The sequence below is a fragment of the Aquimarina sp. MMG015 genome (assembly GCF_018100855.1).
GTDB classification, from domain to species: domain Bacteria; phylum Bacteroidota; class Bacteroidia; order Flavobacteriales; family Flavobacteriaceae; genus Aquimarina; species Aquimarina latercula.
The window spans coordinates 42,385-66,897 of the sequence record NZ_JAGJEB010000009.1 but is presented as its reverse complement, the minus strand read 5'-3'; the positions used below and the strand labels follow the sequence as shown (position 1 = coordinate 66,897).

Here is a 24,513-nt window from a genome sequence, read left to right as displayed (position 1 = left end):
GTTTTAGAAAGGAAGATTACTAAGGTCTACATTTCCACCGGATAGAATAATTCCTATTTTTTGATGTTTAAAACGTTCTTTTTCTTTAAGTAAAGCTGCTAAAGGAACAGCGCAAGAAGGTTCTATTATGATTTTCATACGTTCCCAGATAAGACGCATAGCACTTATAATTTCTTCTTCATCTACTCGTATAATTTCTGAAACGTATTGTTGTAGAATTGGAAAAGTAAGATCACCTAGAGGCATCTTAAGTCCATCAGCAGAAGTATTAGTTGTTTCATTAATTTCTAAAGTACCACTTTGTAATGCACGGTATGCATCATCAACTTCAAAAGGTTCTCCTCCAACTACGGTACAATTTTTTCCAAAATAATGAGCAGCTAATGACGTTCCTGCAATTAATCCACCACCACCAACAGGAGCAAATATATATGTTAAATCTGGGTAATCTTCTAATAATTCTAATGCAGCAGTCCCTTGTCCTAATATAACATTATGATCATTATATGGATGTAAAAATGTAGCTCCTTTTTCTTTTTGAATTTTATTTGCGGTTTCTTCTCGATCTTTATGGGTAGGAGGACATTCTATGATTTCTCCTCCATAATCCTTAACCGCGTCCTTTTTTACTTGTGGAGCATTAGATGGCATCACGATATAGGCTTTAACACCTAAAATTTGAGCGGATAGAGATAGTGCTTGTGCAAAATTACCGGAAGAATGAGTAACAACACCTTTTGATTTTTGTTCCTCTGATAATTTAAGAATAGCATGAGTAGCACCTCTCATTTTAAAAGCTCCCATTCTCTGAAAGTTTTCGCACTTAAAATAAAGATCCGCACCAGATATTTGGTTGATAAGTCTAGATGTCAATACGGGAGTTCTATGGATATAGGATGCTATCGTTTGAGCAGTAGTGCTAAGGCTTTTTGCATTCATGAAGGACGAAATAAATATCTCAAACGAAGATACTATTTTTTCCTTCCGATTAAAAGAGTATTTGTTCCGTGAACATTATCATGTAACTGAAATTCAATCTCTTTAGAGTATGTTCGTATTATTGATTGTATATCGGTATCATTTTCTAACTGGATTCCGGCGTTAAAAAGGATATTTCCTTTTGATTTCAACTGTTTTATGAGAGAACGCCAGAATTCAATTGTATAGAATTTGTCCGGTACTTCTAAATCAATAAAAATATCTATAACGATAAGGTCAAAAGAACTTTTACAATTTTTAATAAAATTAGCTGCATCGTCAGATATAATAGATAAATTATTACTTTGAATAATATCGAATTCATCTCCTGCTAGTTTGATTATAACTGGATCAATTTCTACAGCGGTAATATGTCCTCTATGATTATACTTCTTTTTTAATGTCTCTATGACACTTCCTCCCCCCATTCCTAACAACAGGATGTTTGCTTTACTATCAAAGTATATCTTAGATAAACCATAATCTAAAATACGCTGCAATGAACCGTAGGAATAATTAGCCATTTCACTATCCAAAACTTTTTTACCATTCATCCAGGTAATCTCCAATGTTCCGTTGATCTTAGATGAGATTTTTCGGGTAAGCGGCCAGATATAGCTAACTATTTTTTTCATATTTATACTATTAGTAATGCCTAAGAATGAAATTAGAAGGTGTAGATTATATAAGTTTTGTTTTTAGATAATCTACACCTTTTTATAAAAAATTATAGAGCTGAAGCTCCAGCTTCTGCTACCGCGTGATCATTTTCTACAGTACTACCGCTTACTCCGATTGCACCAATAATTTCATCTTTTTCGTTTTTTATAGGTATTCCACCGGGAAAGGTTATTAAACCTCCATTAGAATGTTCTATATTATATAAAGCGCCTCCTGGTTGTGATAACTCTCCAATAACACCTGTATTCATATCAAAAAATCGCGCTGTTTTAGCTTTTTTTAATGATATATCTAGAGATCCTAACCATGCGCCATCCATGCGTGCAAAAGCAACTAGATTTGCTCCAGCATCAACAACAGAAATATTCATTTTAGTGTTTAGCGCAATTGATTTTGCTTTTGCAGCATTAATTATTTTTTCTGCTTGATCTAATGTAATGTTCATTTAAATTTTATTTTATGAGTGTTCTAATTTGACAGCAATATCTTGATAAAACTGTCCTGAACATTTGAATTACCTCATAAATAAAATATAAAGTTTTATTGATGATTGTATACTATATGGTAATGTATTGATAGATAGTTGTTTATATTAAATAACATTAAATGCTTGGTTGTTATTCAGCCTTTTTATAAGCTTCTTTTAGCCATTCTGTAAGTTCTGAGTCTATTTGATCTACAGTTGTTAATTGAACTCTATGAGTACACATTGTTCCAAAAGGACCAGAATTTAGTAATCGATCTGTTGTTGGTACGTCTTTTAATTTTAAACCAAGATCTATTCTTGTTTTAGTTGCTGGCTTAATAAGTGCGAATTGTTTTTTTCTGATAATACTCACACTTGTTTTTTTAGGAGTATTTATGACATCAGTACCAAAAGAATTAACTACAGCTAATAGTTTTTGATAGATTGGTAATAAAGTTTCTTTTCCTTTATACTGATTCGTAACTAAGTCATCCGGAGTTTCGTTTGATTCTTTAGATAGCGCAATAATGGTATTAGCAAAACCGTGTGTAACTCCATGTTCACCCTTCAAAAACTTCATAGCTTCTCCGTGTTTAGCGAAAGATTTTTCTTGTAGAATTTTTTTCCATTCATCTAATGATTTACCTGTTTTTTCAGGCATGTTACTTATCATGGTTTGTAGTGCTTTGTCCATAGGATACTAAAGTTTCAAAAATGGTTTATCATAAAATCACATTAGAAATAAGCTGTTCTACCGTAGGATGATCGTTTCCACCAGCTGGTTCAATAGTGATGTTTAATGATTCAGCATTTTCTATGTATTTCATTTTTATCATTTCAGCATCAGAAGAAATAACCCCCATATCTATCATTTCTCCATCTACATCCGCCCACATTTGATAAGTATTATTGTTCTTTAGCTTAGAAAGTCCTTGAGTGTTTAATATAACTTCTTTGTTTTGATGATTAACATAAGCAACAGCAGCAGAATTAGGTGATTTTTCATTTCCTTTTAAAACCAATTGAACTACATCGGGTTTATTAATCGCTCGATACCAATCATTCGTTTCCTTTAAATCTCCTTCTATATTTACCAATTTGGTTCGTAAATTATCTGTTTCTTGTTGTAAATCCACTATAGTCTGTTCTGTCTCTTTCCATTGATTATATAACCAACTAGAACTCAATAAAAATAGTGTAGCTAAACTTGCCGCAACTGCAAAATTATAAGATGTTCTTTTTGTTTTTTGTAATGGAATTACTTTTTCATCAGAATGTATAGTAGCTTTTTCTATCGTATTAAATAGTGCTGTTTTTAAATGAGTGGGAGGGGAGATGGCATTTTCTAAAGCTATTTGCTCCATATCATCTTCCATTTTGCTAAAGTATTCACGCAACTCATCATCCTCTTTTAGAATATTTTCTACTTCTATAGATTCCTTCTCCGAAAGCTCACCTAATAGATATTGTTCTAGTATTCCTGTATTTTTTATTGTATTCCTATCCATCATCTCATCAGTTCAATAATAATCCATACGATAATAAGTTCTTCTTTGTAAGATTCACGCAATTTCTTAAGAGCTTGTTTTATATACGATTTGAATGTTCCTAATGGTACATTCATCTCTTCATGAGCTTCTCTATGAGTGAGTCCATTAAAGTATACAAGTTCTAAAGCTTTTTGATGATGAGGTTCTAATTTCTTTAAAGAACCTACTATCCCTTTTGTATCTATTTCTTCTTCAGAAGTACTTCTATCTTTATATACACTTAAATCCTCATTTTGGATGAGGGTTTCTGTTTTTCTTAAAGAATTTAACGTAAGGTTCCTAGCTATTCGGTAGGACCATGTAAAAAACTTTCCTTTTTCTGAATCATAAGTAGTTGCTTTTTGCCAAATTTTCATAAATGTTTCTTGTAATAATTCTTGTGCTAAAGGTTCATTTTTACACATTCTTAAAATTACGCCATAAATCGCTCCAGAGTATAGATCATAGACCTTAGACAACGCTTTTGTGTCTTGATTCTGTAATCTTTTTATGAGCTCTAAATCGTCTTTCATTTATTATTGACTTCTTCAAATTTAAAAAAAATCTCATCCAAACTCATCCAAACGAAACAAACTTGTGTATATGATAATGAAAAGCGCGTTTAACATTGTTTAATTATTAAAAAATAAAATCATGAAAAAACTAATTTTTATTACCTCGACTCTTTTCTTATTCGTAGTATCTCAATCGATGTTTGCACAATCAAAAAAAGATATTGTAGATGTGGCAGCTTCGGTAGATGATTTCTCTACATTGGTTACAGCGGTAAAAGCAGCAGATTTAGTAGGAGCATTAAAAGGCGATGGCCCATTTACAGTGTTTGCTCCCACGAATGATGCTTTTGCAAAGATTGATTCTAAAACTTTAAATTCTTTATTAGAACCAGCTAATAAAGCAAAGTTAACTTCAATTCTTACATATCACGTAGTATCAGGTAAAATTGATGCTGGAGCTGTAGTAAAAGCATTGAAAAGTGGCGGTGGAAAAGCGGAACTAACTACTCTGAATGGTGCGAAATTAAAAGTTCTGAAAAAGGATGGGAAAATATGGCTAAAAGACCAAAATGGTAATTATAGCCAAATTGTAAAAACTGATGTAATGGCTTCTAACGGAGTGATTCATGTAATTGGTGATGTTGTAATGCCAAAATAAAAGTCATTGTATCATTTGTAAGCGCTGTAGAAATACAGCGTTTATTTTTTAGTTGTAGAATCTTCTATAAGACTCATCCAAGATTCTTTATATTTTCTAAAATAAATTGAACCTATTATACTAACTACTGCTGCAGCAATTCCTACTAATGAATAAAAAATAGGGATTATGTTGCTATTAACCTTTAGCATAAATGGTATTCTCGTAAGTACTTCGGCAAAAAATGCACAGTACAATCCTATCACACTCCAATACATAAAACTAAGATGTAGTTGTAAATAATTTGTTGGCTTTTTTATGAACATTGGTATAATTCCTAATAATAAAGTGATGCTGCTAATTACTGCGAACCAATGTAGTACACCAAATGTTCCGTGTAATCGATATATCATAAAAGAAGTTGCCAGTAAAACGCTCATAGCAATGGTATAGATATAACCAATTCTCTTATGATTTTTGGTGCCTTTAGGTTTGATTAAAGCTAGAGTTCCAAATAATAATGAAATTATTGATGAGGCGAAATGAACAATACCTATAGCGCTTAAAAACATAATATATTAATTTATGCGAAAGCTACTGCGATACGTAGTATGAAAGTAATTATAATTACCGAATTGTTATATGTTTTGGCTGAATTGTTACAAATCGGATACATTTTGTAAACAGGATATTGGCTAGGATTTTTTATTTAAACATTTGATTTAAAATCCGTTGGTGAAATACCTAGATGATGTTTAAAAAACCGAGTAAAATGGTTAGGTTCTTCAAAACCTAAGGTTCTAGATATCTCAGAAATAGATTCCCCTTCAATGAGCATAAATTTTGCAGTATTGATAAGTTCTAATCTGATTAATTGGCCTAAAGTGATATTCATTTTAGATTTAACTTTACTAGAAAGCGCTTTAATAGATAGATTCATTTTATCAGCATAAAATTCTAGAGCTCTTTCTTGAGTATGATATTTTTGTAAAAGTTCTAGAATATTTTGGGTAAATGTATCTCGTTTTTCAAAATCGAAGTTTTCTCGAAACTGTTTAGGCGTTTGTCCAGTTGAATTTTTAAAAACACGATTAAAATAAGCATCATCCTTAAACCCTAAATCATAAGAGATTTCCTGAATATTCTTATCAGTAAAAGCAATTTGTTTTTGGCTTTCCTGTAATCTTTTAGAGCTAACTAAATTTTTAATTGACAATCCTACTTTATTTTTAATAAGTGCTTGGGCATTATATCCATTATCATTAATAAGATTTACTAGATCGCTACTGGTTAAATTATTAGAATATTCTTCATCAATAATATCTTTAATATCAAAAATAATCTGATATTCTTCTTTGTTTGCTTTAAAAGGGTTTTGCCAGTACCATTGTTTTGAAGAAATATCTATAATATTAGAGGAATTATCTGTTAACGTTGATTCTGATAAAAAGTTATTACATTCGTCACATTCTAATAAATCAATATACCCTAAAGATATTAGATGTTTAAATAATACTCGAACTTCGGTATTATAAAATTTCTCTTTGTTCGAGAATTCAATTCTTCTGACGGTGAAATTGTCTGAAAGAAACTTGATGTATTGTCCTTTTTCTAAAAAAATGGCTTTTTCTTGCCAGTCTAAATAATTTTTAAAATCAACCTGAATACTCCCGTTACCCGATAAAATGTGGATTAACGTATGTTTTTCTATAAAGTATACTTTATTAAGTTCTGGTGAAAATTTTTCGACGTGATGCATTCAATTTACAATATACACTTTTTGGATCCTTTATAGTGGATCCCGCAAGATTAACAAGAAATTTATTATTCAAAAGCAAGATAATAAAAGTGTAAGAAGTTTTAGAATGAATCATTCAAGATATTAATGATAGCTTTTTTAATTATAGTATATAAAAGAAATAACCGCTTAAATTAGGATTCAAACGGTTATTACTCATTAATGTTATTACTGTAATCTATTTGATCAAATATTTATATATCAGACAGATATTTCTGGTTTATGTAGGCTTACTACTATAAGAACCATTGCACCATTTATCCAATAGTAGTAAGCATCTATTCCTTGGAATGATAAAATAAAAGGAACGATAATAAATACAATTGCTACTAAAAAATCTACAATTAAATGAACTTTATATGGTACAATACGATATACTCCTAAACTATGATCTGTTAATAAGGTCAATATAAAAGCTGCAACCCCAGTTGCTACAGAAACATATAGCGCCATTGGATTGGAACTTCCTAAACCAAGTATGTATGGTAGTAATATTAATATAATCGCAACAGGATAATCTAAAAATGCGTGTATTCTTTTGGTTACAAATTTCATGATTTTTAAATTTGAGGTGATGGAAAAATTAATTGTGAGTTTTACTTAGTTTACTCCAGTTTTTATCAGCGGTACTTTTTAATTTATTATGATTATTTTCAGCTAACCATAATTGTTTGGCATCTAGTTCTACGTTATTTAAGAATAGATAATACTTACTGTCTTTAACAATAAACTTTGTTGGATCAACTCTAAATTTTGCACCTGCATACGAACCGAATGCACAGAATCCTCCATATTGTGGTAGATATTTGGCAGGGTTGTTATCAAAAGCTTGTTTTTGATCTGATGAGGTGAAATAATAAATGATTTTTTGATGTTCTGACTTATATTGTTTATTTCCTCTCTGCGCTAAACCTAGATCTAGGTAAGATACTGGGCTATATCCTTGTAATGCTATATTGCTATTGTCTACGTTATTGGCTTTTTTATCTTGTGCAGATAAATTAGCGGTAAAAATTAGTGCGATTATTATTAATGATGATTTTATAAGTTTCATAATGTTTTTATTTAAATGTTATTATTGATGTTAATTATTCTGCGTTAAAATATGTTTCTTGAGTAACCTTTCCTTGGTCATTCCAAATTCGACGTATAATTTCGTGCCAGTATATTTTACTGCCATCTTTCATATCAAAATCAAAAGTGAATTCAGAAGCAGAAATATTCTTATCAACAATGGTATGATGATGTGTAATTCCATTAACCTTAGCTATAGCATTAGCAAAACCTTCCATTTTTTTTACCATTTCAGGTTTTCCATTTGTTCCACTATTACGGTAATCAGCAGTTACTGCATTATCTGCAAAAAAATCTTTTACAGCGTCAACAATAGCACCTTGTGCTACGATTGCATCCATTTTTTGTACTTGGTCTTTAATATTCATTTTTTTGTTTATTTAATGATTAATACAATGCAAAGATGAAGTAGAATGAAGGTTTTGATGCTACAAAAAAAAGACTACTAATTGTACTTTTTTGAAGCTGTCATTATAATAATGATCAAACAATTTAAGAGGTTGTTATACTTCATAATTTGTAAGTTTGTTTCGATATTATATTTTTATTTTTAGAAGAGAATCCCTTTAATAGTTTGCAGGAGCAGTTTTTAAAGACGAATAGAAAAACAGATATGAATAAAAAGAAAACTCCTTGGCCAACAAAAGATGCAATGGCTCAGGTTTATGAAAAGAAACTTTGGGGAGGTACAGAATTTGATTTTTATTCTGGCGATGGATCTCATAACCCTAAGATTGTACTTCCTTATATAGATGCTATAATATCATTTCTAACGTCGTTTAAGACACCATTGATCGTATGTGATATTGGTTGTGGTGACTTTAATATAGGGAAGCAATTGGTTGAATACAGTAAGAAATATATTGCAATAGATATAGTAGAAGAACTAATAGCGTACAATAAAGAAAAATTTAAGCAACAAAATTTAGAGTTTCATTGTCTAGATGCTGCGGTCGATGATTTACCTTCTGCAGATTGTTTGATAGTACGGCAAGTATTACAACATTTGTCAAATAAGGAAGTAAAACAAGTAGTGAATAAGCTATATGATTTTAAGTATGTTATTCTTACAGAGCATATACCAAAAGGTATTTTTAATCCAAATACAGATGTGATTTCTGGGCAAGGAATCAGATTAAAAAAGCAAAGCGGAATAAATTTATTAGCACCACCTTTTAATTTTAAAATAAAAAAAGAAAAAGAGTTACTATCAATTAATACAGCAGATGGTAAAGGACTTATAAAAACAACAATTTATGAAGTTTTTTAGATCGTGTATTATATTATAAAGTTGCATCTAGTTTTAATCGATTAGAAACACTAATTATTCGATTTTTAAATTCATTTTTGTCATCAATATGTATTGCTAAATTTTTGTAAGTACGTTTAATTCCATAAAGCCCAATTAAGGTGTTTTCTTCTTTTAGTCTTATAATCATATTATGATTTTCTAACGCTCCTAAAAATGATAGTTTTCTGGTAATTTTGTCTAATTCAATATCTTTTGATGAGATTTCTATGCTATCAATATTACATAACTCAATAATAGTCTCATTCATAATTCCATATCGAAGGAATAATTTATTATTTTCGATAGAAATAGGTCTTTTATACATCGATTTGATAAAACCAATAATCTGAATACCAGAATATATACTAAGAAAAGTTAAAATCCAAGCTGCAGCGAGATTCCATTTTGCAAGAAGAATATGAAATACAACTGTTTCTATCCCAATAATAACTATAAGAGCAATTAATAAAGATATTGTTCCACTGTTTTTATGATAAGAGAACTCATTTTTACTGAGGTTTCTTTTTTTCCAATAAATAAAACCATAATAAAAAACAGCAATTTCTGTGACTACAGGTATTACAGCGGCTTTAGGAAGTATCTCCCTACAAGTATCCTTTAGAACAGTAAAAAAGTCTACAGATCCATTTTTATTTACTTTATAACGCTTTATAAACCTAGTCAACTTGTATATCACATATGATACTATAGAAAGTTCTAAAACAGGAAATATCCAAGCCTTAAAAAGATCCAAATAATATTGATTGTTGGAAGGAATTATGATTGTGCAAACTACCATACCGATAATCACAAATGAAAGAATAGTAATTTTCGGAATGTTGGTTTTTCTAATTTGCAGAAAATATATAAAGGGAACGGTTAATAATAAATCAAATGTAATTGCAATAGATAAACTGTTGGAGTTTTTTGTAAAGATGGACGATTTTGTTAGAAGTATCATAACAACAATAATCAATACAGGAATCCCTAAAATGGCTAGACTTTTCTGAAGGTTTAAAGTTCTATTCATGTGTTGTAATTTAATTACTAACAGTATGTAGAACTAATAATTAAATATACACGTTTTTTGTGTGAATACTTAGCTAACAATGAAGTTAATAACTCAAAATATTGGGCCAATTAATAAAAGCTATATTAATTGATAGTTGTTTTTTTAGGAGTACTTTTTTATTTCTTCATTCTTATATTCTAGATAGAATGTTTGATCATTATTATTTATTGTAACACTAAATGGTTCTGGTTTAATTTTAATGGAAGTAGGAAACCAAAAATCTTTTAAGTTATAGTTTGGTAGTAAAAATAATCCTTCTTGCGAACCATTTGTTCCAAATCTTAGAGGATCACCTTTCCAAAATTTTGTTCCAAACTTTTCTTGAAGTTGATTATTCATTTTTTTCACATCACTTGTAGGCATTCCAATTTCATTTACACATAATACATCCGAAATTTTAAAATCAGAATCAATAGCGTTTTTCAGTTCATGTCTTACGATAAATTCAGCAATATTTCCACTAGCATCATTGAAGTAAAATGAATCAGCATTCCAGCTTTCAAATCTCTGCGTCTTTCTTCCGTCTTCTAAGTCTAAAATGGGAACCCTTTTTTCCATCCATTTTATTGCTTGATTTAGTTTGTTGGATGGGATTAAAAAACAATAATGGTACTTATAATCCTTTTCAGCTTTTTCGAAAGTTAATTCACTCCATCCAATTTTTAATGTAAAGTGGTTTACTGTGCTTTCAAGTATTTCAAATCCTAAAGTATTTGAATAAAATTGTTTTTCTAAATCTAGTTTATTTGTATATAACTTTAATTTTTGAATTTTCATTTTTGGTCCATTTACTAATTACTTGTACTATTTTGGGTAAAAGACAAAAGTATATTAATCTTTATTAGTCACGGTTTTTTATTTGAATTTGGAATAGAATTCATTCTCATTGACAACAATGGTCGTCAATTCGACCTTATGTCCATCTGGGTCTTTTGTATAAATTGAATGAAAATAGTGATGATCCTGAATGTTGAAGTCTAAATTTAATTCTGTATATCGTTCTTTAGCTTTTTCAAAATTTTCTTTTGTAACATTAAAGGCAAAATGGTCAATTTTTACATTTTTAGAATTTAAATTAAGTTTAGAATCATCTAAATCAGCCGGAAACAATGCAATTCCAGATTTTCCGGAAAGCAGAAAAATGGGAAATTCACCCCATTCAGGTGGTTTGTATTCTTTTAATCCTAATACTTTTTGATACCATTCACTTGAGATTTTCAAATCTTTTACTCTAATGGCTACGTGATCTAAAAAATCGAGGGTTATTTCATTATTTTTTCTTACCATTTTTCAAGTCTATTACTTTCCAATTTTTTGCTAGTCTAAAAGGTCAACTATTATTAGATAGAATAGTTCATTCATTAGCTATTTTAGAATAAATATCTAAACTAATAAATGCTCCATTTTTAACTTCGCAGTCTTGCATTGTACCTTCTAAATTGAATTTAAGTTTTGCCAAAGCTTTTTTGCAATTTATGTTTTCGGTTTCTACAAAGCCCTCAATTCTATGTAATCCAATAGTATCAAATGCGTAATTAACAATAAGTGGCATTGTTTCGGTCATGAAACCTTTTCCCCAACTTTGTGGCAGTAACCAAAAACCAATTTCTGCTTTTCTATTTTCTTTACTCATATTATTTAATCCACCTGCACCTAGAAAACTTCCATCATCCTTTGAACAGACAGCCCACCAAATTCCGGTTTCATTTTCTTCCAGATCAGCAAACCAAGACATTTGTTCTCTTGTAGCCTCTAAACTATTATAACTAATGCCATAATATTTAATTATATCTGGGTGCGAAAGCCCTTTAAAAACGTTTTCTAAGTCCGAATCATTAAACTGTCTTAAGATTACTCTTTTAGATTCTAAAACCGGAAATTTTTTGTTCATTTTATAATTGAATTCTAAGGAATTAAATGTTAACTAAACGATAGATATAATATGAATAGATTTACTCACTAATATAAGCTTCTAGTTTGGAAAAAGCTTTTTCACGGTAAGGTAATAATTCTTTATATTCATCACTATCAAATACATCATGTAATGATTTCATATCTGGAAATTCCATTATAGAAACTAAACTGGGAGTGTAATCACCTATAAGAGGTTTAGAGACCTTAAATTTATTTACAGGCTTTGCATCTACTTTTTTATATAGAATTCCTACTTTTTCTAAGTAATGAGATAATGCCTCTTTGCCTTGTTGATTTATTGTAGCTACGATTGTTACATTAACTTTTTTCATATTTTTCTTTTTAATTTAGATTAACTGTTTTTTTCGATCCATAATTGTATTATATAATTTGAGATAGAGTCCTTTTTAGAAATCACAAGTTTATTTTCTTGCACCATTTTGTTGATTTGATTAGCAGAAAACCATTGTGCTTTTTTAATTTCTTTATTATCGATAGTAAAATTTTTGCTTTCTGTTTTTGCCGAAAAGCCTAACATTAATGACGATGGAAAGGACCAAGGTTGAGAACCGATATATTCTATATTGGTGACCGCTAGATTTACTTCTTCTTTCATTTCTCTTTTAACAGTGTCTTCAAGGCTTTCTCCAATTTCTGAAAACCCCGAAAATAGAGAACACATATAACCATATTCTTTTTCGTGCATATTTAATAGACATAGTGGAGGTCCATTTTTTGGTTTGTATTCTATTATTACAATTACAGCTGGATTAATTCTTGGAAAGTGTAATGAATTACAAAGATTGTTTATGCATTTTCTTCTATGCCCTTTTTCTTCTCTGATTGTCGTAGAACCACAATTATTGCAGAATTGATGCGTGTTGTTCCAGTTTGTAATTCCTTTAGCATATGCTAGTAACGAAGCTTCTCTTTCATTAATGAGATGGAAACAATCTCGTACACATAGTAATTTAGAATATGATATAAAATTTGCTATAGTCGAAAGCTCAATTTCTGATAAATCAATACACCAAATTTCTTTATTATTAGATACGCCAAGAAAATATTTTTGATTAGTTAAAGAAGCTAATTCCAAAGGGATATTCATTAACACTTCATCTTTTAAGGCTGATGTAACTATAAAAAAGTCATTCTTAAAAATTGGGATATAAGAAACCTCACGAAATTTTGTGTCAACTTCACGTAGTTCAGCAGCTCTATCAAAGTCATAATTGCTATAGGATTGTATTCTATTCATTGGTGTCAAAGTTTTTTGCCCAATCTTTTGCCCAGGATTCTAAAGGTTTTAGTAGTAAGAAAATTTCTTTCCCTTTATCGGTAAGCGCATATCCATCAACTGTTCTTTCAATTAAAAATGATTGGGTTAATTCTTTCAGTCTCCTATTTAATGTTGTTGGCGAAATAGATTCACACCTGTCCTGAAGTACCCTGAATGTACAAGATCCTTCTTGTAGTCTCCAAATAATTCCCATCGACCAACTTCTTCCTAGTAAGTCAAATAGTGCCATTAAATGATTTCCTGATTTTGAACCTCTAACTGGTTTTCCTGGTGTGGGTAGTGACATAGTTTAATTTGCTACATTATTGATAGCAAAGCTACATAATGTGTAGCAAATTGAAAAATGTTTTACTATTTTTTAACAGTAAAATCGGGTAGAAGAATATATCATTACTTGTGTATTCTTTTATGATTTAATTCTTTATACTTATTAAAAAAAAGTTTAGTGATAGGAATATAACCATGCTTTATTAATTGAATACTTTATTCATTACTAGATTTTCATAGGTGTTAGATTCCATAGGGAAATCTACATTTCCAATTGATGTATAACCTTGTCTTTCATAGAAAGCTATTGCTCTATCATTTTTGATATAAACCTCAAGATTAAACTCAGTAAATCCATGTTCTTTAACTGCTTTTTCTGCCTCGTTAATTAACCCATATCCAATTCCTTTTCCATAAAATCTTTTTAGAACATACAATTTGCTTAACTCGGGAACTTTTATTTTTCTAATAGGACAAGTGCTATTATAGATTATTTCGGCAACACCAACTGGATTTTCATTTTGATAAGCAATAATAAGTCTATTTGGATTTTCTTTTATGATGTTTTCTATAAGCTCTAAAGAGAACCTTTTAGTTATAAAATTTGCAAACTCAAATGTTATTCCATCAACAGCATAGGTTTCAATGTAAATTGTTTTCAATAAAACTGATATTCTCAAAGAGTCCGTTAGTTTTGCTTTTCCATATGATATTTTCATTGGTTACCTTATTTTTTTGTCTCGTAATATTCTTTGAGGACGAAAAAAGCTTTTTTCTTTTCACCTTTTTCGGAAATTAACCCTTTTCTATTATAGTTATCTTGAATTTCTGGTAGAACTCTTCTGGGAGATTTAAAATCAACTAAAACCCAAGGTGATATTCCTTTTAATTGTTCTATTCCATCAACCATTTTTAATGTTTCTTGATATAGAAATTCTTGATATTCTTCTGTCCATCTATCATCTTTTTCGCCATGCAGTCCATATTTAGCTCCAGCACCAAATTCTGAAATTATTACAGGCTTGTCTTGAGTAATTTTCCATTTGATTCGCTGACATTTTTCTATTTCACCATCATACCAACCTATATATTGATTGAAACTTAAAACATCGACAATTTCAGCAAATGGATCGTCAATTGTTCTTGTATTAGGATTACCATTATAATCGTGCTGTTCTAAAGCCGCACTAATCAAACGAGTAGGATCTTGTTCTTTGGTAAATTTAGCAAGTTTGGTAAGGAACTCATTTCTAGCATAGCTATTAGGGGTTTCATTAGCCATTGACCAAATGATTACGCTTGCTCGGTTTTTATCTCGTCTGATGACTTCCGAAATCTGATTTTGAGCATTAAGATACGTTTCTTCATTATCCCAAGAAATTGTCCAATAAACAGGGTTTTCTTCCCAAACTAAAATCCCCATTTTATCCGCTAATCGAACCATATACTCATTATGAGGATAATGCGCTAATCGGACATAGTTACAACCTAAACTTTGAGCATATTCTAATAACCTTTTTGCGTCTTCTTTAGAATTACATCGACCACCGTTGATAGGACTTTCTTCGTGAATAGAAATACCTTTGAGAAATAAGCTTTTCTCATTAATTAGAATTTCTGCCCCTTTTGTTTTTATGGTTCTAAAACCAATTTGATCTGCTATTTTATCTTCTTGCGTACTAATTGTTACATCATATAATTTTGGAGATTCTGGTGACCAATATCTAATGTTTTTGGACTTTAATTTAATAGTACATTTACCAGTATGATCTGTTTTTAATTTTTCATTAATACCTAATTCTGGAATATTGATGGTAATTTCTTGTTCTGCTTGTTTAATGCCATTTAACTCTATTTGACCTGTTATTATTTTAGTGTCCTCCGTGTCTAAATAAAGTTGATAGTCAGAAATAAACGTACTACTAGTTTCTATAAGCTTTACTTCTCGTGTAATTCCGCCATAATTCCACCAATCTGTATTTAAAGTAGGAACAGCATCTCTTTTTCTTTTGTTATCAACTTTAACTACTATATAATTCCCTTTAGGTTTTAATAATTTGGAAATTTCAAACTGAAATGGAGTAAATCCACCAATATGTTTACCTAATTTCTTTCCGTTGAGATAAACGTCGGTTTCATAATTTGAGGCCCCGAAATAGACAAATACTCTACTATCTTCTTGTTTTTTAGTATAATCGAACGATTTTTTATACCATAAAGTACCTTCATAATAGAATAACTTTTCCTTTTGTGAGTTCCAATCGCCAGGAACTTTAAGGCTATCCATTTTATCAAAATCATACTCCACTAAATCTGATTTTGATTTACGTTTGGCATTGGTAAAGAAAGCACCGTTTCCTGGATTTTCTTGATTTTCAAATGGTTCATATCTATAATTGTAAAACCCATTTTCATATGGATCTACAATATATTTCCAATAACCATTAAGTGAGGTGGATTCGCGATTGATGGCATTCACCATAATTTTTTCCTGTGCTTTAATCCCGTATACAAAATAGAAACAAGCTAGAATTAATATATGTTTTTTCATTTGATGTTTTAGAAGTGGGCTCTAAGAGTTAGGTTATAGTTAATACAGAACTAAAATTACTGATTTTTAGATTAAGCACTAAGCAAAACTTTTTATTAATTAATTGATGTAAATTCTGTTTCTTGTTTTACAAAATACCTAACGTAGATTAGTATCAATATAGGGACTATCACCAGACCACTGACGAAATTTAATAAAGATATCCAATCAGTTAATTCAGTCCCGCCTTTTGAAATTAGTACTAATTCACCAAGCGGACCTCTTGAAAATATGGTGTTATGAATAAAATTCCAACCTAAATGAAGTCCAAAAGGTAATAAGATAGATTTAGTTTTAGAAAAGGCCCAAGCCCAAGCGTATCCCATCAATCCAGTTCCAATGAACACTAAAATCATGGCAACAATATTTCCTAAAATACCAAAAGAAAACCAATGATAAATTCCGAATGAAATTGCAGAAATTAAAACACCTTTTCTAGAGCCAATTTTTTGGATTATAATATATAATAGTGCTCCGCGAAAAATCAATTCCTCAGTCAATACAGATTTAAAATCCCACCAAAACGATTTTAAAATAATATTAATATTAATACCGGTATTTAATATCCAAGTGGATGATTTTAAATAGGATTCTAAGAATTGCTACAAACAGGATGTTATATACTTTATTAGTTTATTAAAAACTTGAATGTTTTAGTATACTTATTGTCTTTACTATTTATTTCAGCTAGATATAGACCATTAGTTAAATTAGAGGTTTCGATTTGGATATTTTTAGTGCTTATAGCTTCTTCGGATTTAATGAGTTTTCCTTCAATAGTATAAATATCTATCATAACATCATTTTCTATACCAGATAGAATAATATTGTTTCCATTTGTAGGATTTGGATATAGTATCATTAACTCATCATTTATTGATGTTTCGGCATTAGATAAAACATTATCTTCAGAATATCCACCAATAATTACTTTTACTTCTGTTGGGAATGTAGATTGAATTGTAGATGAATGATCACCAACGTCGTCATAAGCAAATGCATATGTTTGAGATTCAAAACTAATGACGCCATCATGAAAAAAGCTTACGTATTCGTTATAAGGTTCTATTTGAAAAAAACGAGTTGCATCATGAGAATATTGAACAGTTTCATCTGTGATATTTGTATAAATAGCATGTCGACTTATGGCAGCGGCCATTTGTGCCTGAATCATTAAATCTTCATTATACGCTTCAGTATTTACACTAGCATCATGAGGAGTATAAGCTAAATAGCCAGAACCTTCTATTGCATTTACCGTTGTAGGTTTGTCATAAATAGTGGCAATAGTTCCATCAGCCGGATCGGTAAAAATAAATTGATTATCATTATTAATCCTACCTACCCATGTTCCTCGGTCTCCAATATTAATATGTAAGTCATGAATACTATAAGTCTCCCAAATATCATCAATATATGCGTCTAAAACATCTTTTGGGAATTCATCTACTTTAGATGGTTGTTCTATTATAGGTTCTCCATCATAAGAATGCGTTTTTATTGTTTTGGCAACCAAATAATCAGTACTCACATTTTCATCCCAAGCGGCTAAAATTTCATCATGGGATAATAATTCGCCAATTTTTTTAAATTGAGGAGTTCCATTTCCGTTAACAGCGTCGTTATAGGAGTCTTCGTAAGTTTCTCCTGTAACACCGCCAGAAAACCCATGTACTTCTAATCCCATTGGGTATTGATACGCATCAACACGACTAGTATTGGTCCATAAACCAGCATCTCCCCAAGTTAATTCAACCAATTCCCAACGAATCCCATCATTAGGGTCTGATTCTGAATTTAAATTAGCACCCGCGTAACCACCTGTTTCATGAAAACGTAAATACATAGGCGATTCAAAGGAAATAAAAATTCTACAAGCATATAAGCCGTGAGGGATTAGAATTTTTTTATCTGTAATCTCACTTAATTTGGTAAAAATATCTGGGTATTTCCATCCTGCAGGTTCGCTCCATTCCGGTCCATCTACAGTATTATCATCAGCAGACATAGCTACTAAAGAACTATTAGTTATATTCATCCAAACATCACCAGTAGGTTCCATCTTACCAACTAATCCAATATAAATATCTTCATCTGCATATCTTGAGTTATTTTCAAAAGTATATGGAAGAGTAAGTTGAGCATTTAATTTTATTACAGATAATGTAATAATTGCCAAGAGAAGTGTGATCTTTTTCATTGAGGTTATTTTAGTTGGTTTAAGGTTAAAACAGCAAATGCAGCTTTTTAATTTAACGTATAAACGAATTAAAATTGAAAAAAATATATTGTTAGAATAAAATTAAATTAAATCTAAACAAAACGTAATTCCGTAATTGATTTTGAAGAAAATAATATAAAATTAAAAGATTTAAAAGAAATTATTTTATGTGCATAATACATCACTTTTCTGCTACGATTATATATGTTGGAAATGCGTAGGATTCTTTCGATATGATTTCTTTTATTTTAAAATCATTAAGCTCTAGAAATATTCTAATTTCCTCCCTAGTAAAAGTTCTAATCACTGATTTATCTATTCCGATTTCTTTTAAGCCATCTTTCGATTTCTTGAAATAGTGAGATTCCCAGTTAAAGGTCATTCCTTTATCTAAGTCTATATTCCATATACTTTTTCTTAGATATTCCTCGTTCTCATAAGTTGCATTATGAAAGACTTCTTTCCTATGCCGAATTGAAGGTATAAATTTTTCAGCATCAATAAAGTCAAAACTAAATATTCCTTTTTCTTTAAGATTATTGTATACATTATGAAAAGTGGATAAAACATCTTTATTAGTCAATAGATAGCTGATAGTTCTGCCTACCATTAGCATACTTCCTACTTGCTTATCCAACTTAAAAGAACGTATATCTTCCTTTGAGAATTTGCACTTGGGATATTTTCTTTTGGCAATTTTGACCATTCCTTCACTTAAATCAATACCTGAATATTCAAATTCATTTTTTTGAAAGAAATTACCCAAATGCCCGATTCCACTTCCTAATTCAAGTACTTGCTTTTTATCGTTTTTTTTAAGAATGCTTGCATAAAATTCGAATTCACTCTTGTAATCAATAAAAGAGGAGTACATTGCTTCATAAACTTCGGCTAAATTGGTATAAAGTTCGTTCATTACCTTTTTTATTAATTCCAGATATTAGACATTGCAGCTAACGATTTGGTTACGGTACCTTATCTAATGCACATATGTAAAGTCTTCGTTTCATATTTTTTATTCTTTTGTTTGCGTATAGCCAGGTAATCCGTGTAAACATTTTATAATTTGGTTTCCTCCTGGTTCGCCCGCATGATAATGATATCCTCGTTCATCATCAAAATGGCCACCGCATTCGTCTAAATTTTCGGATTTATTACCTTTTTTATCTATCAAACCATAAATTCCAAAACCGTCAATTGCATACCCAATCATAGAGGAGTGCGAATTAGTTTGGGTAATTTCTTTAGTAGAGCCAGTGACTGCGTGATAATGATAACCTCCATGTGGATTTACGTGACCTCCGTGGTCGTCCAAAGGAGCAATGGTATGTGCCGCTAATATTGCATGTGTTGGAGCAGGTGGGTCATATTTAACTCCATTGAAAGCAATGCCTATTCCACCTCTTCCAAAATTTTGAGTAGTTTTTATATATTTTGGTGTTACCGGAATCACAAAGGTTGTTACTTGATCTTTAAAATATTCTGGCAAACATTCTACACAATAGTTATGATATTTTTCCTCTACTTGTGGTTTTGCCGCCGCCAAGCAACCTTCTTCGGTGTCGGTAACTTTAATAGTTCCATCTTCTCTATATAATTTCCATTTGTCATCACTATAAAATTCGTTCAATTTGGAAATAAAGTGTCCCGAAACATCATAAACTTTATCATCCTTAAACCAAATTCCTGCTTTCTCCATCCCATCTTCAATATGTCGAGGGCACCAAGGACCCATTTCATGTTCAGTTGCTTGAGAATTTGTTTTAATGACGTAGCATAGTGTCTTAATGCCATTTAATTCAACCATTTCCTTTTTAATACTGTCAATTATATTTTCTGAAATGAAGTAATCTGTATTTACAGGAATTACCTTCATAGAGGAATCAATTTCATTAGACAAATCCTTATTTGTATTTGCTATTTTTGATGGCTTATTCTCTTGTTTATTTAACTCTTCTAAAGTTAAAAAGCCATCATTATTACTGTCAATATTATTGAAATTATCTGCAATTGGTCCTTTAACTTCTGTTTTGGATAATTTTCCATCTTTGTTACTGTCTAATTCATCCATTAATTGCGCAGAAGATGGTCGTTGTCCATTTGGTTCTTGTTGTTCTTTTTTTTCCTGATTTAATTTGCAAGAAATCAAAATTGTAAGAGTTAATATTACAAATAAAGCGTGTTTCATTTTTTAATTCATTTTGTATTTTTTTCTATACTCTTTAGGACTGATACCTTCTTTCTTTTTAAATAATCTTGAAAAATAAGGAGGGTATTCAAAACCTAATTCATAGGCAACTTCAGAAATTGTTTTGTTGGGATTTAGTAACACATTCTTGGCTTCATCAATTAAATACAACTGCAAATGTTCAGTAGAAGTTTTTCCTGATTCTTTTTTGAGCGTATCACTCAGGTACCGTTGCGAAACGGATAGTTGATCTGCAATTTGTTCTATGCTTGGAATACCTTTTTCTTGCAATTGCCCCGAATCAAAATACTTTGATAATTGTTGATTAAATTGCTCTAGTAGATTATTTGATAGCTCTTTGCGATTTAAAAATTGTCTTTCATAAAAGCGTTTGGCGTATTTTAAAAGTGTACTTAATTGAGAAATGATAATTTCTTTACTAAATTCATCCTGATTATTCTGGTATTCAATATTAATATTTTCTACAATGGATTCTACTTGTTTTTCTTCTTTTGGCGAAAGGTGTAACGCTTCATTTACAGAATATGAAAAGAAGCTATATTTCTTAATTTGCTTCGCCAATTCTGTTCCTTTCAGAAAGTCTTCATGAAAATTTAGAGAAAAACCTTTTTGTTCATAGAATACACTATTATCCCATTGTAAAACTTGTCTTGGAGCAATAAAAAACAAAACACCATTTGTAAAATCATAATTTGTTCTTCCATAATTTAAATCACCTTTTACGATTTTCTTCAAACTAATGGAATAGCAATCATTTGTAATAGGAGGCGAACTTTCTTTCGGACAAGGTAAAAAACCTTCACCTTTAGTAGAGAAAACACTGAGCATAGGATGCTCTGGAGGAGGGAGTTCAATATAATTTAAGAAGGATGATAGTGTTTTGAAATGTTTCATCTAGCTAATTTAAAAATTCCATTTAAAATTTATTTAGTTATCAGAAACATTCCAAGTTTTTTTTAATTTTAATTCTTTAATATTAAGTGTTTTACTAGGTTTAAAATAATCATTAGTAAAATCAGCAAATGCATTAGAGCGTGCATTATTTTTTTTCTATAGGTTTTCTTTCTGCAAACGTCATATTGCGTTTGACGTAGATATAATTTTATGTTTATGGGTTATACTTTTCTTTTATAGTACTTTCGCGAAAGGGAAATAGTTATAATTAGCAGTATGATTACTACACTACCTATTATTACATTACTGACCATCTTATTTTGTTGCATCGCAAATAGTAAAGTATCTACTTTTCCAGTGTTTAGAAATACCCAATCACTTGCAATTCGGGTAGCAAAATTGGAGTTTCCAGTTGTCAAAATGATAATACCATCTCCATTTGTTGGATTATATCGAAAGGCTGTATTAATAGGTGGATTGCTTTGACCATCATGTCCTATTATAAATTGTCCATTATCAATTTCTGCGAAAAGGAAGGTGCCAAGACCATATATAGGAGCACCAAGTTTATTTGCTTCAGCTTGCCACATCATTCTTTGATATTTTGGCTGTAATGGTTTTAGAGTGCTTTTTTCTATATTAAAAAGAGCGAAAAGCTTTTCTAAATCGGTTAATGTTGTATATAATGATGTTGCAGCCAGAGAGGTGTAATAAAAATGAGGCGCTTTGGAACCATCTGCGTTGTAAAAATCACAGAGTTTGTTACGAAACTTTTCATCCCATTGATAGAAAGACGATTGCATTCCTAAGGGTTCAAAAATTTCTATTCTCATATACTGATCAAAAGATTGTCTACTCACTTCCTCTACAATGAGTTGAAGCAATGTAAATCCTCCTCCAGAGTATCGCCATTCGCTTCCTGGGAAGATGCCTACTTGCGTGCTACCATTTCTACCTTGGTCAGCGTCCTTTGCTTTGGTAAGTGAAGATTCTAAAGACTGCACATCTTTTAAATTTTCGAAACCAGAGTATCCAAGTCCATCGGTCAATCCTGCAGTATGACTAAGTAGTCTTCTAACCGTAACTTTATTGTTGTCAAACGAACTAGGTGGTAATTCCCAACGTTTAAGGTAGTTAGATACGGGAACATCCAAATCTAATTTCCCTTCTTGAACTAATCGCATAACCCCAATAGCCGAGATAAATTTTGAAAGAGAAGCTACTTGAAACACTGTATTTCGGTTAACTGAAGTATTCTTTGAATGGAAAGATTCCGTTACTGACGCTCCATCTTTAAATATAGCCATAGCCATATTGCCTACAAATTCTTTTTTAAGTTCTTTGTGCACTGATGCTATAAATTTTGTAGACTCTTTTTGTTCAGTGAATGGTGTATGCCACCAACCTTGGTCGGTACCTAAAAAAATCATTACTGTCCATAAAACAATTAGGGCAGCCGATAGCGAGGTGTATTTAATAAATCTTTTCATTGTGATTTTTAATAACGGTTCCAAAAATTAAACCTACACCAGCTCCAAGCGTTAATCCAATAGCAATATTACCGGTTAAGATTCCTGCAGAAAGTCCAATCCCTGCTCCAAAAACAAGACCTAATTTTTTATCTTTCTTTTTCATGTTATGTGTTTTATTATTTCTACTCTATATTCAATTGATAATTACTGTTCATCTACAATTAACAACAGGGCCAATAATTTAATTGTTAATTGACTTAAAGGCCCTATTGTATGATTGTTTTTTATTACAATGTTTGCGTGACGCTTTGATTCCAAATACCAGTTGCAGCAGTTTCTTTAGCAAAGGTTTCAAAATCTATAGCTGGTCTACCCAATACTTTGGCGACATCGTCAGATACTTCTTGGTTCTCTGGATTTCCTAATACTTCTTGGAATAAATAACCGAATAGCCATACATACGAATCAGGTAATCCTGCTTGTTTCATACCTTCCTTAAACTCATCAATAGAAATTGGTACAAACTGAATATGCTTGTTACTAGCTTCAGCCATAATTTCAACCACCTCCTTAAAAGTTCTTTTTTGAGGACCTGTTACAGTTATGGTTTGTCCATTATAACTATCATCTACGATGACTTTAGAAACTACATCCGCTATATCATTGACATCGACAAATGGGATTTCTGCATCTGGCATTGGTAATGCAACAGTACCATTGAGTACAAATTCTAAGAAAGCACCTTCACTAAAATTTTGATTGAACCACGATGCTCTAACCAAAGTGTAGTTTAAACCAGAGTTTGCTACGATATCCTCACAAGCTTCGGCTTCTGTCTCACCTTTTCCAGAAAGTAACACCACTTTTTCTAAGCCAGCTTGTAGAGCTTTTTTAGTAAGTGTACTGATAGCGTCTCTTGAACCAGGTACTGCCAAATCCGGATAATACACAATATAGGCTCTATCCATATTTTTTAAAGCCGCGTCATAGGTATCTGTGTTTTCCCAATCAAACATTGGGGTTGTTTTTCGTCCAACAACGCGTACGTTATGGCCTAATTCTGTTAAATTTTCTGCAACTCGGCGACCGGTTTTACCGTTTCCTCCGATAACTAAAATGTTTTCTGATTTCATTTCTATTCGTTTTTAAATTGATATTAATTGTGTTTTAATTATTTAATTTTTTTGATTTTACTTTTATAAGCAATTTGCAGTATTTGTTTTTACTAAAAACTTTAGTATACCAATACGTGGTACTCATTGCTATAAACTCTACTCCAATGAGCCAAAAACCAGCAGCAGCAAAGAAGCTATAATAGGATCCTCCATTAGGAACTATTAAAAAAGGTACAGTAATTAGAATATCTAAAACCGTTGCGGTTAAGAAGAAAATCACCCCTAACCAATATCCTTTTATAGTACTTTTTTTTCTGTAATATAGTTTTGCTCCTAACCACACTACAGGTAGAATTCCTAAGGACAATAAAATATTTGCCTGAAATTCTGGGTCCTCTAAAATCGGGATGTAGAATGAAATTGTGTAAATACTTACTCCAATAATCCAGATAATAACCCCAATGCTTATTGCTCTTAATTGTTTCATGAT

Annotated in this window: 31 protein-coding genes; 2 read left to right on the top strand and 29 right to left on the bottom strand. The window is 30.9% G+C overall.

What is annotated here, in order from left to right:
• Positions 1-3 precede the first annotated feature (3 nt).
• From J8L88_RS17125 to J8L88_RS17100, 6 genes are all read right to left on the bottom strand, one after another.
• Positions 4-939: a threonine/serine dehydratase gene (locus tag J8L88_RS17125; protein WP_211061383.1), complete on the bottom strand. Its 936-nt coding sequence runs from the start codon at positions 937-939 to the stop codon at positions 4-6.
• 32 nt (positions 940-971) lie between these two features.
• Positions 972-1,613, bottom strand: a complete 642-nt coding sequence (locus J8L88_RS17120; RefSeq protein WP_211061382.1) for a spermidine synthase — start codon at positions 1,611-1,613, stop codon at positions 972-974.
• 92 nt (positions 1,614-1,705) lie between these two features.
• The gene (locus tag J8L88_RS17115) at positions 1,706-2,104 is read right to left on the bottom strand and encodes a heme-binding protein (RefSeq protein WP_027391867.1); all 399 of its coding nucleotides are present in this window, start codon (positions 2,102-2,104) and stop codon (positions 1,706-1,708) included.
• A 172-nt stretch (positions 2,105-2,276) separates the two neighbouring features.
• Positions 2,277-2,819: a DUF4287 domain-containing protein gene (locus tag J8L88_RS17110; RefSeq protein WP_118385709.1), complete on the bottom strand. Its 543-nt coding sequence runs from the start codon at positions 2,817-2,819 to the stop codon at positions 2,277-2,279.
• A 28-nt stretch (positions 2,820-2,847) separates the two neighbouring features.
• Positions 2,848-3,633 carry an anti-sigma factor gene (locus J8L88_RS17105; RefSeq protein WP_211061381.1) on the bottom strand — a complete coding sequence of 262 codons (786 nt, stop codon included), beginning with the start codon at positions 3,631-3,633 and terminating at the stop codon, positions 2,848-2,850.
• Entirely contained in the window at positions 3,633-4,187 is a 555-nt protein-coding gene (locus J8L88_RS17100; protein WP_027391862.1) for an RNA polymerase sigma factor, read from the bottom strand. Before J8L88_RS17100 ends, J8L88_RS17105 begins: the two co-directional genes overlap by 1 nt.
• A gap of 121 nt (positions 4,188-4,308) precedes the next feature.
• On the opposite strand from J8L88_RS17100, the gene J8L88_RS17095 reads away from it, so the two are divergent.
• Positions 4,309-4,827 (top strand): fasciclin domain-containing protein, encoded by a 519-nt coding sequence (locus J8L88_RS17095; RefSeq protein ID WP_027391861.1) that lies wholly within the window; start codon positions 4,309-4,311, stop codon positions 4,825-4,827.
• 41 nt (positions 4,828-4,868) lie between these two features.
• Here the strand turns inward: J8L88_RS17095 and J8L88_RS17090 are convergent, their stop codons facing one another.
• The 5 genes from J8L88_RS17090 to J8L88_RS17070 form a co-directional block, all read right to left on the bottom strand.
• Positions 4,869-5,378, bottom strand: coding sequence for a DUF2306 domain-containing protein (locus J8L88_RS17090; protein WP_051335973.1), 510 nt, complete (start codon positions 5,376-5,378; stop codon positions 4,869-4,871).
• A gap of 137 nt (positions 5,379-5,515) precedes the next feature.
• Positions 5,516-6,565 carry an AraC family transcriptional regulator gene (locus J8L88_RS17085; RefSeq protein ID WP_211061380.1) on the bottom strand — a complete coding sequence of 350 codons (1,050 nt, stop codon included), beginning with the start codon at positions 6,563-6,565 and terminating at the stop codon, positions 5,516-5,518.
• Positions 6,566-6,805: 240 nt separating this feature from the next.
• Positions 6,806-7,159 carry a hypothetical protein gene (locus tag J8L88_RS17080; protein ID WP_027391859.1) on the bottom strand — a complete coding sequence of 118 codons (354 nt, stop codon included), beginning with the start codon at positions 7,157-7,159 and terminating at the stop codon, positions 6,806-6,808.
• Between the two features lie 28 nt (positions 7,160-7,187).
• Positions 7,188-7,658: a YHS domain-containing (seleno)protein gene (locus J8L88_RS17075; protein WP_035084482.1), complete on the bottom strand. Its 471-nt coding sequence runs from the start codon at positions 7,656-7,658 to the stop codon at positions 7,188-7,190.
• A 34-nt stretch (positions 7,659-7,692) separates the two neighbouring features.
• Positions 7,693-8,046, bottom strand: a complete 354-nt coding sequence (locus J8L88_RS17070) for a hypothetical protein (protein ID WP_211061379.1) — start codon at positions 8,044-8,046, stop codon at positions 7,693-7,695.
• A gap of 245 nt (positions 8,047-8,291) precedes the next feature.
• On the opposite strand from J8L88_RS17070, the gene J8L88_RS17065 reads away from it, so the two are divergent.
• Positions 8,292-8,948 (top strand): class I SAM-dependent methyltransferase, encoded by a 657-nt coding sequence (locus J8L88_RS17065; protein WP_211061378.1) that lies wholly within the window; start codon positions 8,292-8,294, stop codon positions 8,946-8,948.
• 13 nt (positions 8,949-8,961) lie between these two features.
• On the opposite strand, the gene J8L88_RS17060 is transcribed toward J8L88_RS17065, so the two are convergent.
• The 18 genes from J8L88_RS17060 to J8L88_RS16970 form a co-directional block, all read right to left on the bottom strand.
• Positions 8,962-9,999, bottom strand: coding sequence for a hypothetical protein (locus tag J8L88_RS17060; protein ID WP_211061377.1), 1,038 nt, complete (start codon positions 9,997-9,999; stop codon positions 8,962-8,964).
• A gap of 144 nt (positions 10,000-10,143) precedes the next feature.
• The gene (locus tag J8L88_RS17055; protein WP_211061376.1) at positions 10,144-10,818 is read right to left on the bottom strand and encodes a VOC family protein; all 675 of its coding nucleotides are present in this window, start codon (positions 10,816-10,818) and stop codon (positions 10,144-10,146) included.
• Between the two features lie 78 nt (positions 10,819-10,896).
• Complete coding sequence (locus J8L88_RS17050; RefSeq protein WP_027391854.1) at positions 10,897-11,328, bottom strand: VOC family protein; 432 nt, start codon at positions 11,326-11,328, stop codon at positions 10,897-10,899.
• A gap of 67 nt (positions 11,329-11,395) precedes the next feature.
• Positions 11,396-11,932 (bottom strand): GNAT family N-acetyltransferase, encoded by a 537-nt coding sequence (locus J8L88_RS17045; protein WP_027391853.1) that lies wholly within the window; start codon positions 11,930-11,932, stop codon positions 11,396-11,398.
• A 61-nt stretch (positions 11,933-11,993) separates the two neighbouring features.
• A complete protein-coding gene (locus J8L88_RS17040; RefSeq protein WP_118385716.1) occupies positions 11,994-12,287 on the bottom strand; it encodes a DUF1330 domain-containing protein in 294 nt (97 codons plus the stop codon).
• A gap of 20 nt (positions 12,288-12,307) precedes the next feature.
• Positions 12,308-13,213: an NAD(+) diphosphatase gene (gene nudC, locus J8L88_RS17035; protein ID WP_051335972.1), complete on the bottom strand. Its 906-nt coding sequence runs from the start codon at positions 13,211-13,213 to the stop codon at positions 12,308-12,310.
• Positions 13,206-13,541, bottom strand: a complete 336-nt coding sequence (locus tag J8L88_RS17030; protein WP_027391851.1) for a helix-turn-helix domain-containing protein — start codon at positions 13,539-13,541, stop codon at positions 13,206-13,208. Before J8L88_RS17030 ends, nudC begins: the two co-directional genes overlap by 8 nt.
• A gap of 184 nt (positions 13,542-13,725) precedes the next feature.
• Complete coding sequence (locus J8L88_RS17025; protein ID WP_027391850.1) at positions 13,726-14,241, bottom strand: GNAT family N-acetyltransferase; 516 nt, start codon at positions 14,239-14,241, stop codon at positions 13,726-13,728.
• 8 nt (positions 14,242-14,249) lie between these two features.
• Positions 14,250-16,073, bottom strand: a complete 1,824-nt coding sequence (locus J8L88_RS17020; RefSeq protein ID WP_211061375.1) for a glycoside hydrolase family 2 protein — start codon at positions 16,071-16,073, stop codon at positions 14,250-14,252.
• A 95-nt stretch (positions 16,074-16,168) separates the two neighbouring features.
• Positions 16,169-16,612, bottom strand: coding sequence for a CPBP family intramembrane glutamic endopeptidase (locus J8L88_RS17015; protein ID WP_211061374.1), 444 nt, complete (start codon positions 16,610-16,612; stop codon positions 16,169-16,171).
• A gap of 128 nt (positions 16,613-16,740) precedes the next feature.
• Entirely contained in the window at positions 16,741-18,312 is a 1,572-nt protein-coding gene (locus J8L88_RS17010) for a beta-1,3-glucanase family protein (protein ID WP_211061373.1), read from the bottom strand.
• 202 nt (positions 18,313-18,514) lie between these two features.
• Positions 18,515-19,249 (bottom strand): class I SAM-dependent methyltransferase, encoded by a 735-nt coding sequence (locus J8L88_RS17005; RefSeq protein WP_211061372.1) that lies wholly within the window; start codon positions 19,247-19,249, stop codon positions 18,515-18,517.
• 99 nt (positions 19,250-19,348) lie between these two features.
• Positions 19,349-20,521 carry a YHYH protein gene (locus tag J8L88_RS23595; RefSeq protein ID WP_027391844.1) on the bottom strand — a complete coding sequence of 391 codons (1,173 nt, stop codon included), beginning with the start codon at positions 20,519-20,521 and terminating at the stop codon, positions 19,349-19,351.
• A gap of 3 nt (positions 20,522-20,524) precedes the next feature.
• Positions 20,525-21,436, bottom strand: a complete 912-nt coding sequence (locus tag J8L88_RS16990) for an AraC family transcriptional regulator (RefSeq protein WP_118385722.1) — start codon at positions 21,434-21,436, stop codon at positions 20,525-20,527.
• Between the two features lie 221 nt (positions 21,437-21,657).
• Positions 21,658-22,926 carry a serine hydrolase gene (locus tag J8L88_RS16985; protein ID WP_211061371.1) on the bottom strand — a complete coding sequence of 423 codons (1,269 nt, stop codon included), beginning with the start codon at positions 22,924-22,926 and terminating at the stop codon, positions 21,658-21,660.
• Positions 22,910-23,071, bottom strand: coding sequence for a glycine zipper domain-containing protein (locus J8L88_RS16980; protein WP_169728182.1), 162 nt, complete (start codon positions 23,069-23,071; stop codon positions 22,910-22,912). Before J8L88_RS16980 ends, J8L88_RS16985 begins: the two co-directional genes overlap by 17 nt.
• Before the next feature lie 124 nt (positions 23,072-23,195).
• On the bottom strand, positions 23,196-24,041 hold the full coding sequence (locus J8L88_RS16975; RefSeq protein ID WP_118385724.1) for an NmrA family NAD(P)-binding protein: 846 nt from the start codon (positions 24,039-24,041) through the stop codon (positions 23,196-23,198).
• A 34-nt stretch (positions 24,042-24,075) separates the two neighbouring features.
• The gene (locus J8L88_RS16970; protein ID WP_211061370.1) at positions 24,076-24,510 is read right to left on the bottom strand and encodes a DUF5367 family protein; all 435 of its coding nucleotides are present in this window, start codon (positions 24,508-24,510) and stop codon (positions 24,076-24,078) included.
• Between the last annotated feature and the right edge of the window lie 3 nt (positions 24,511-24,513).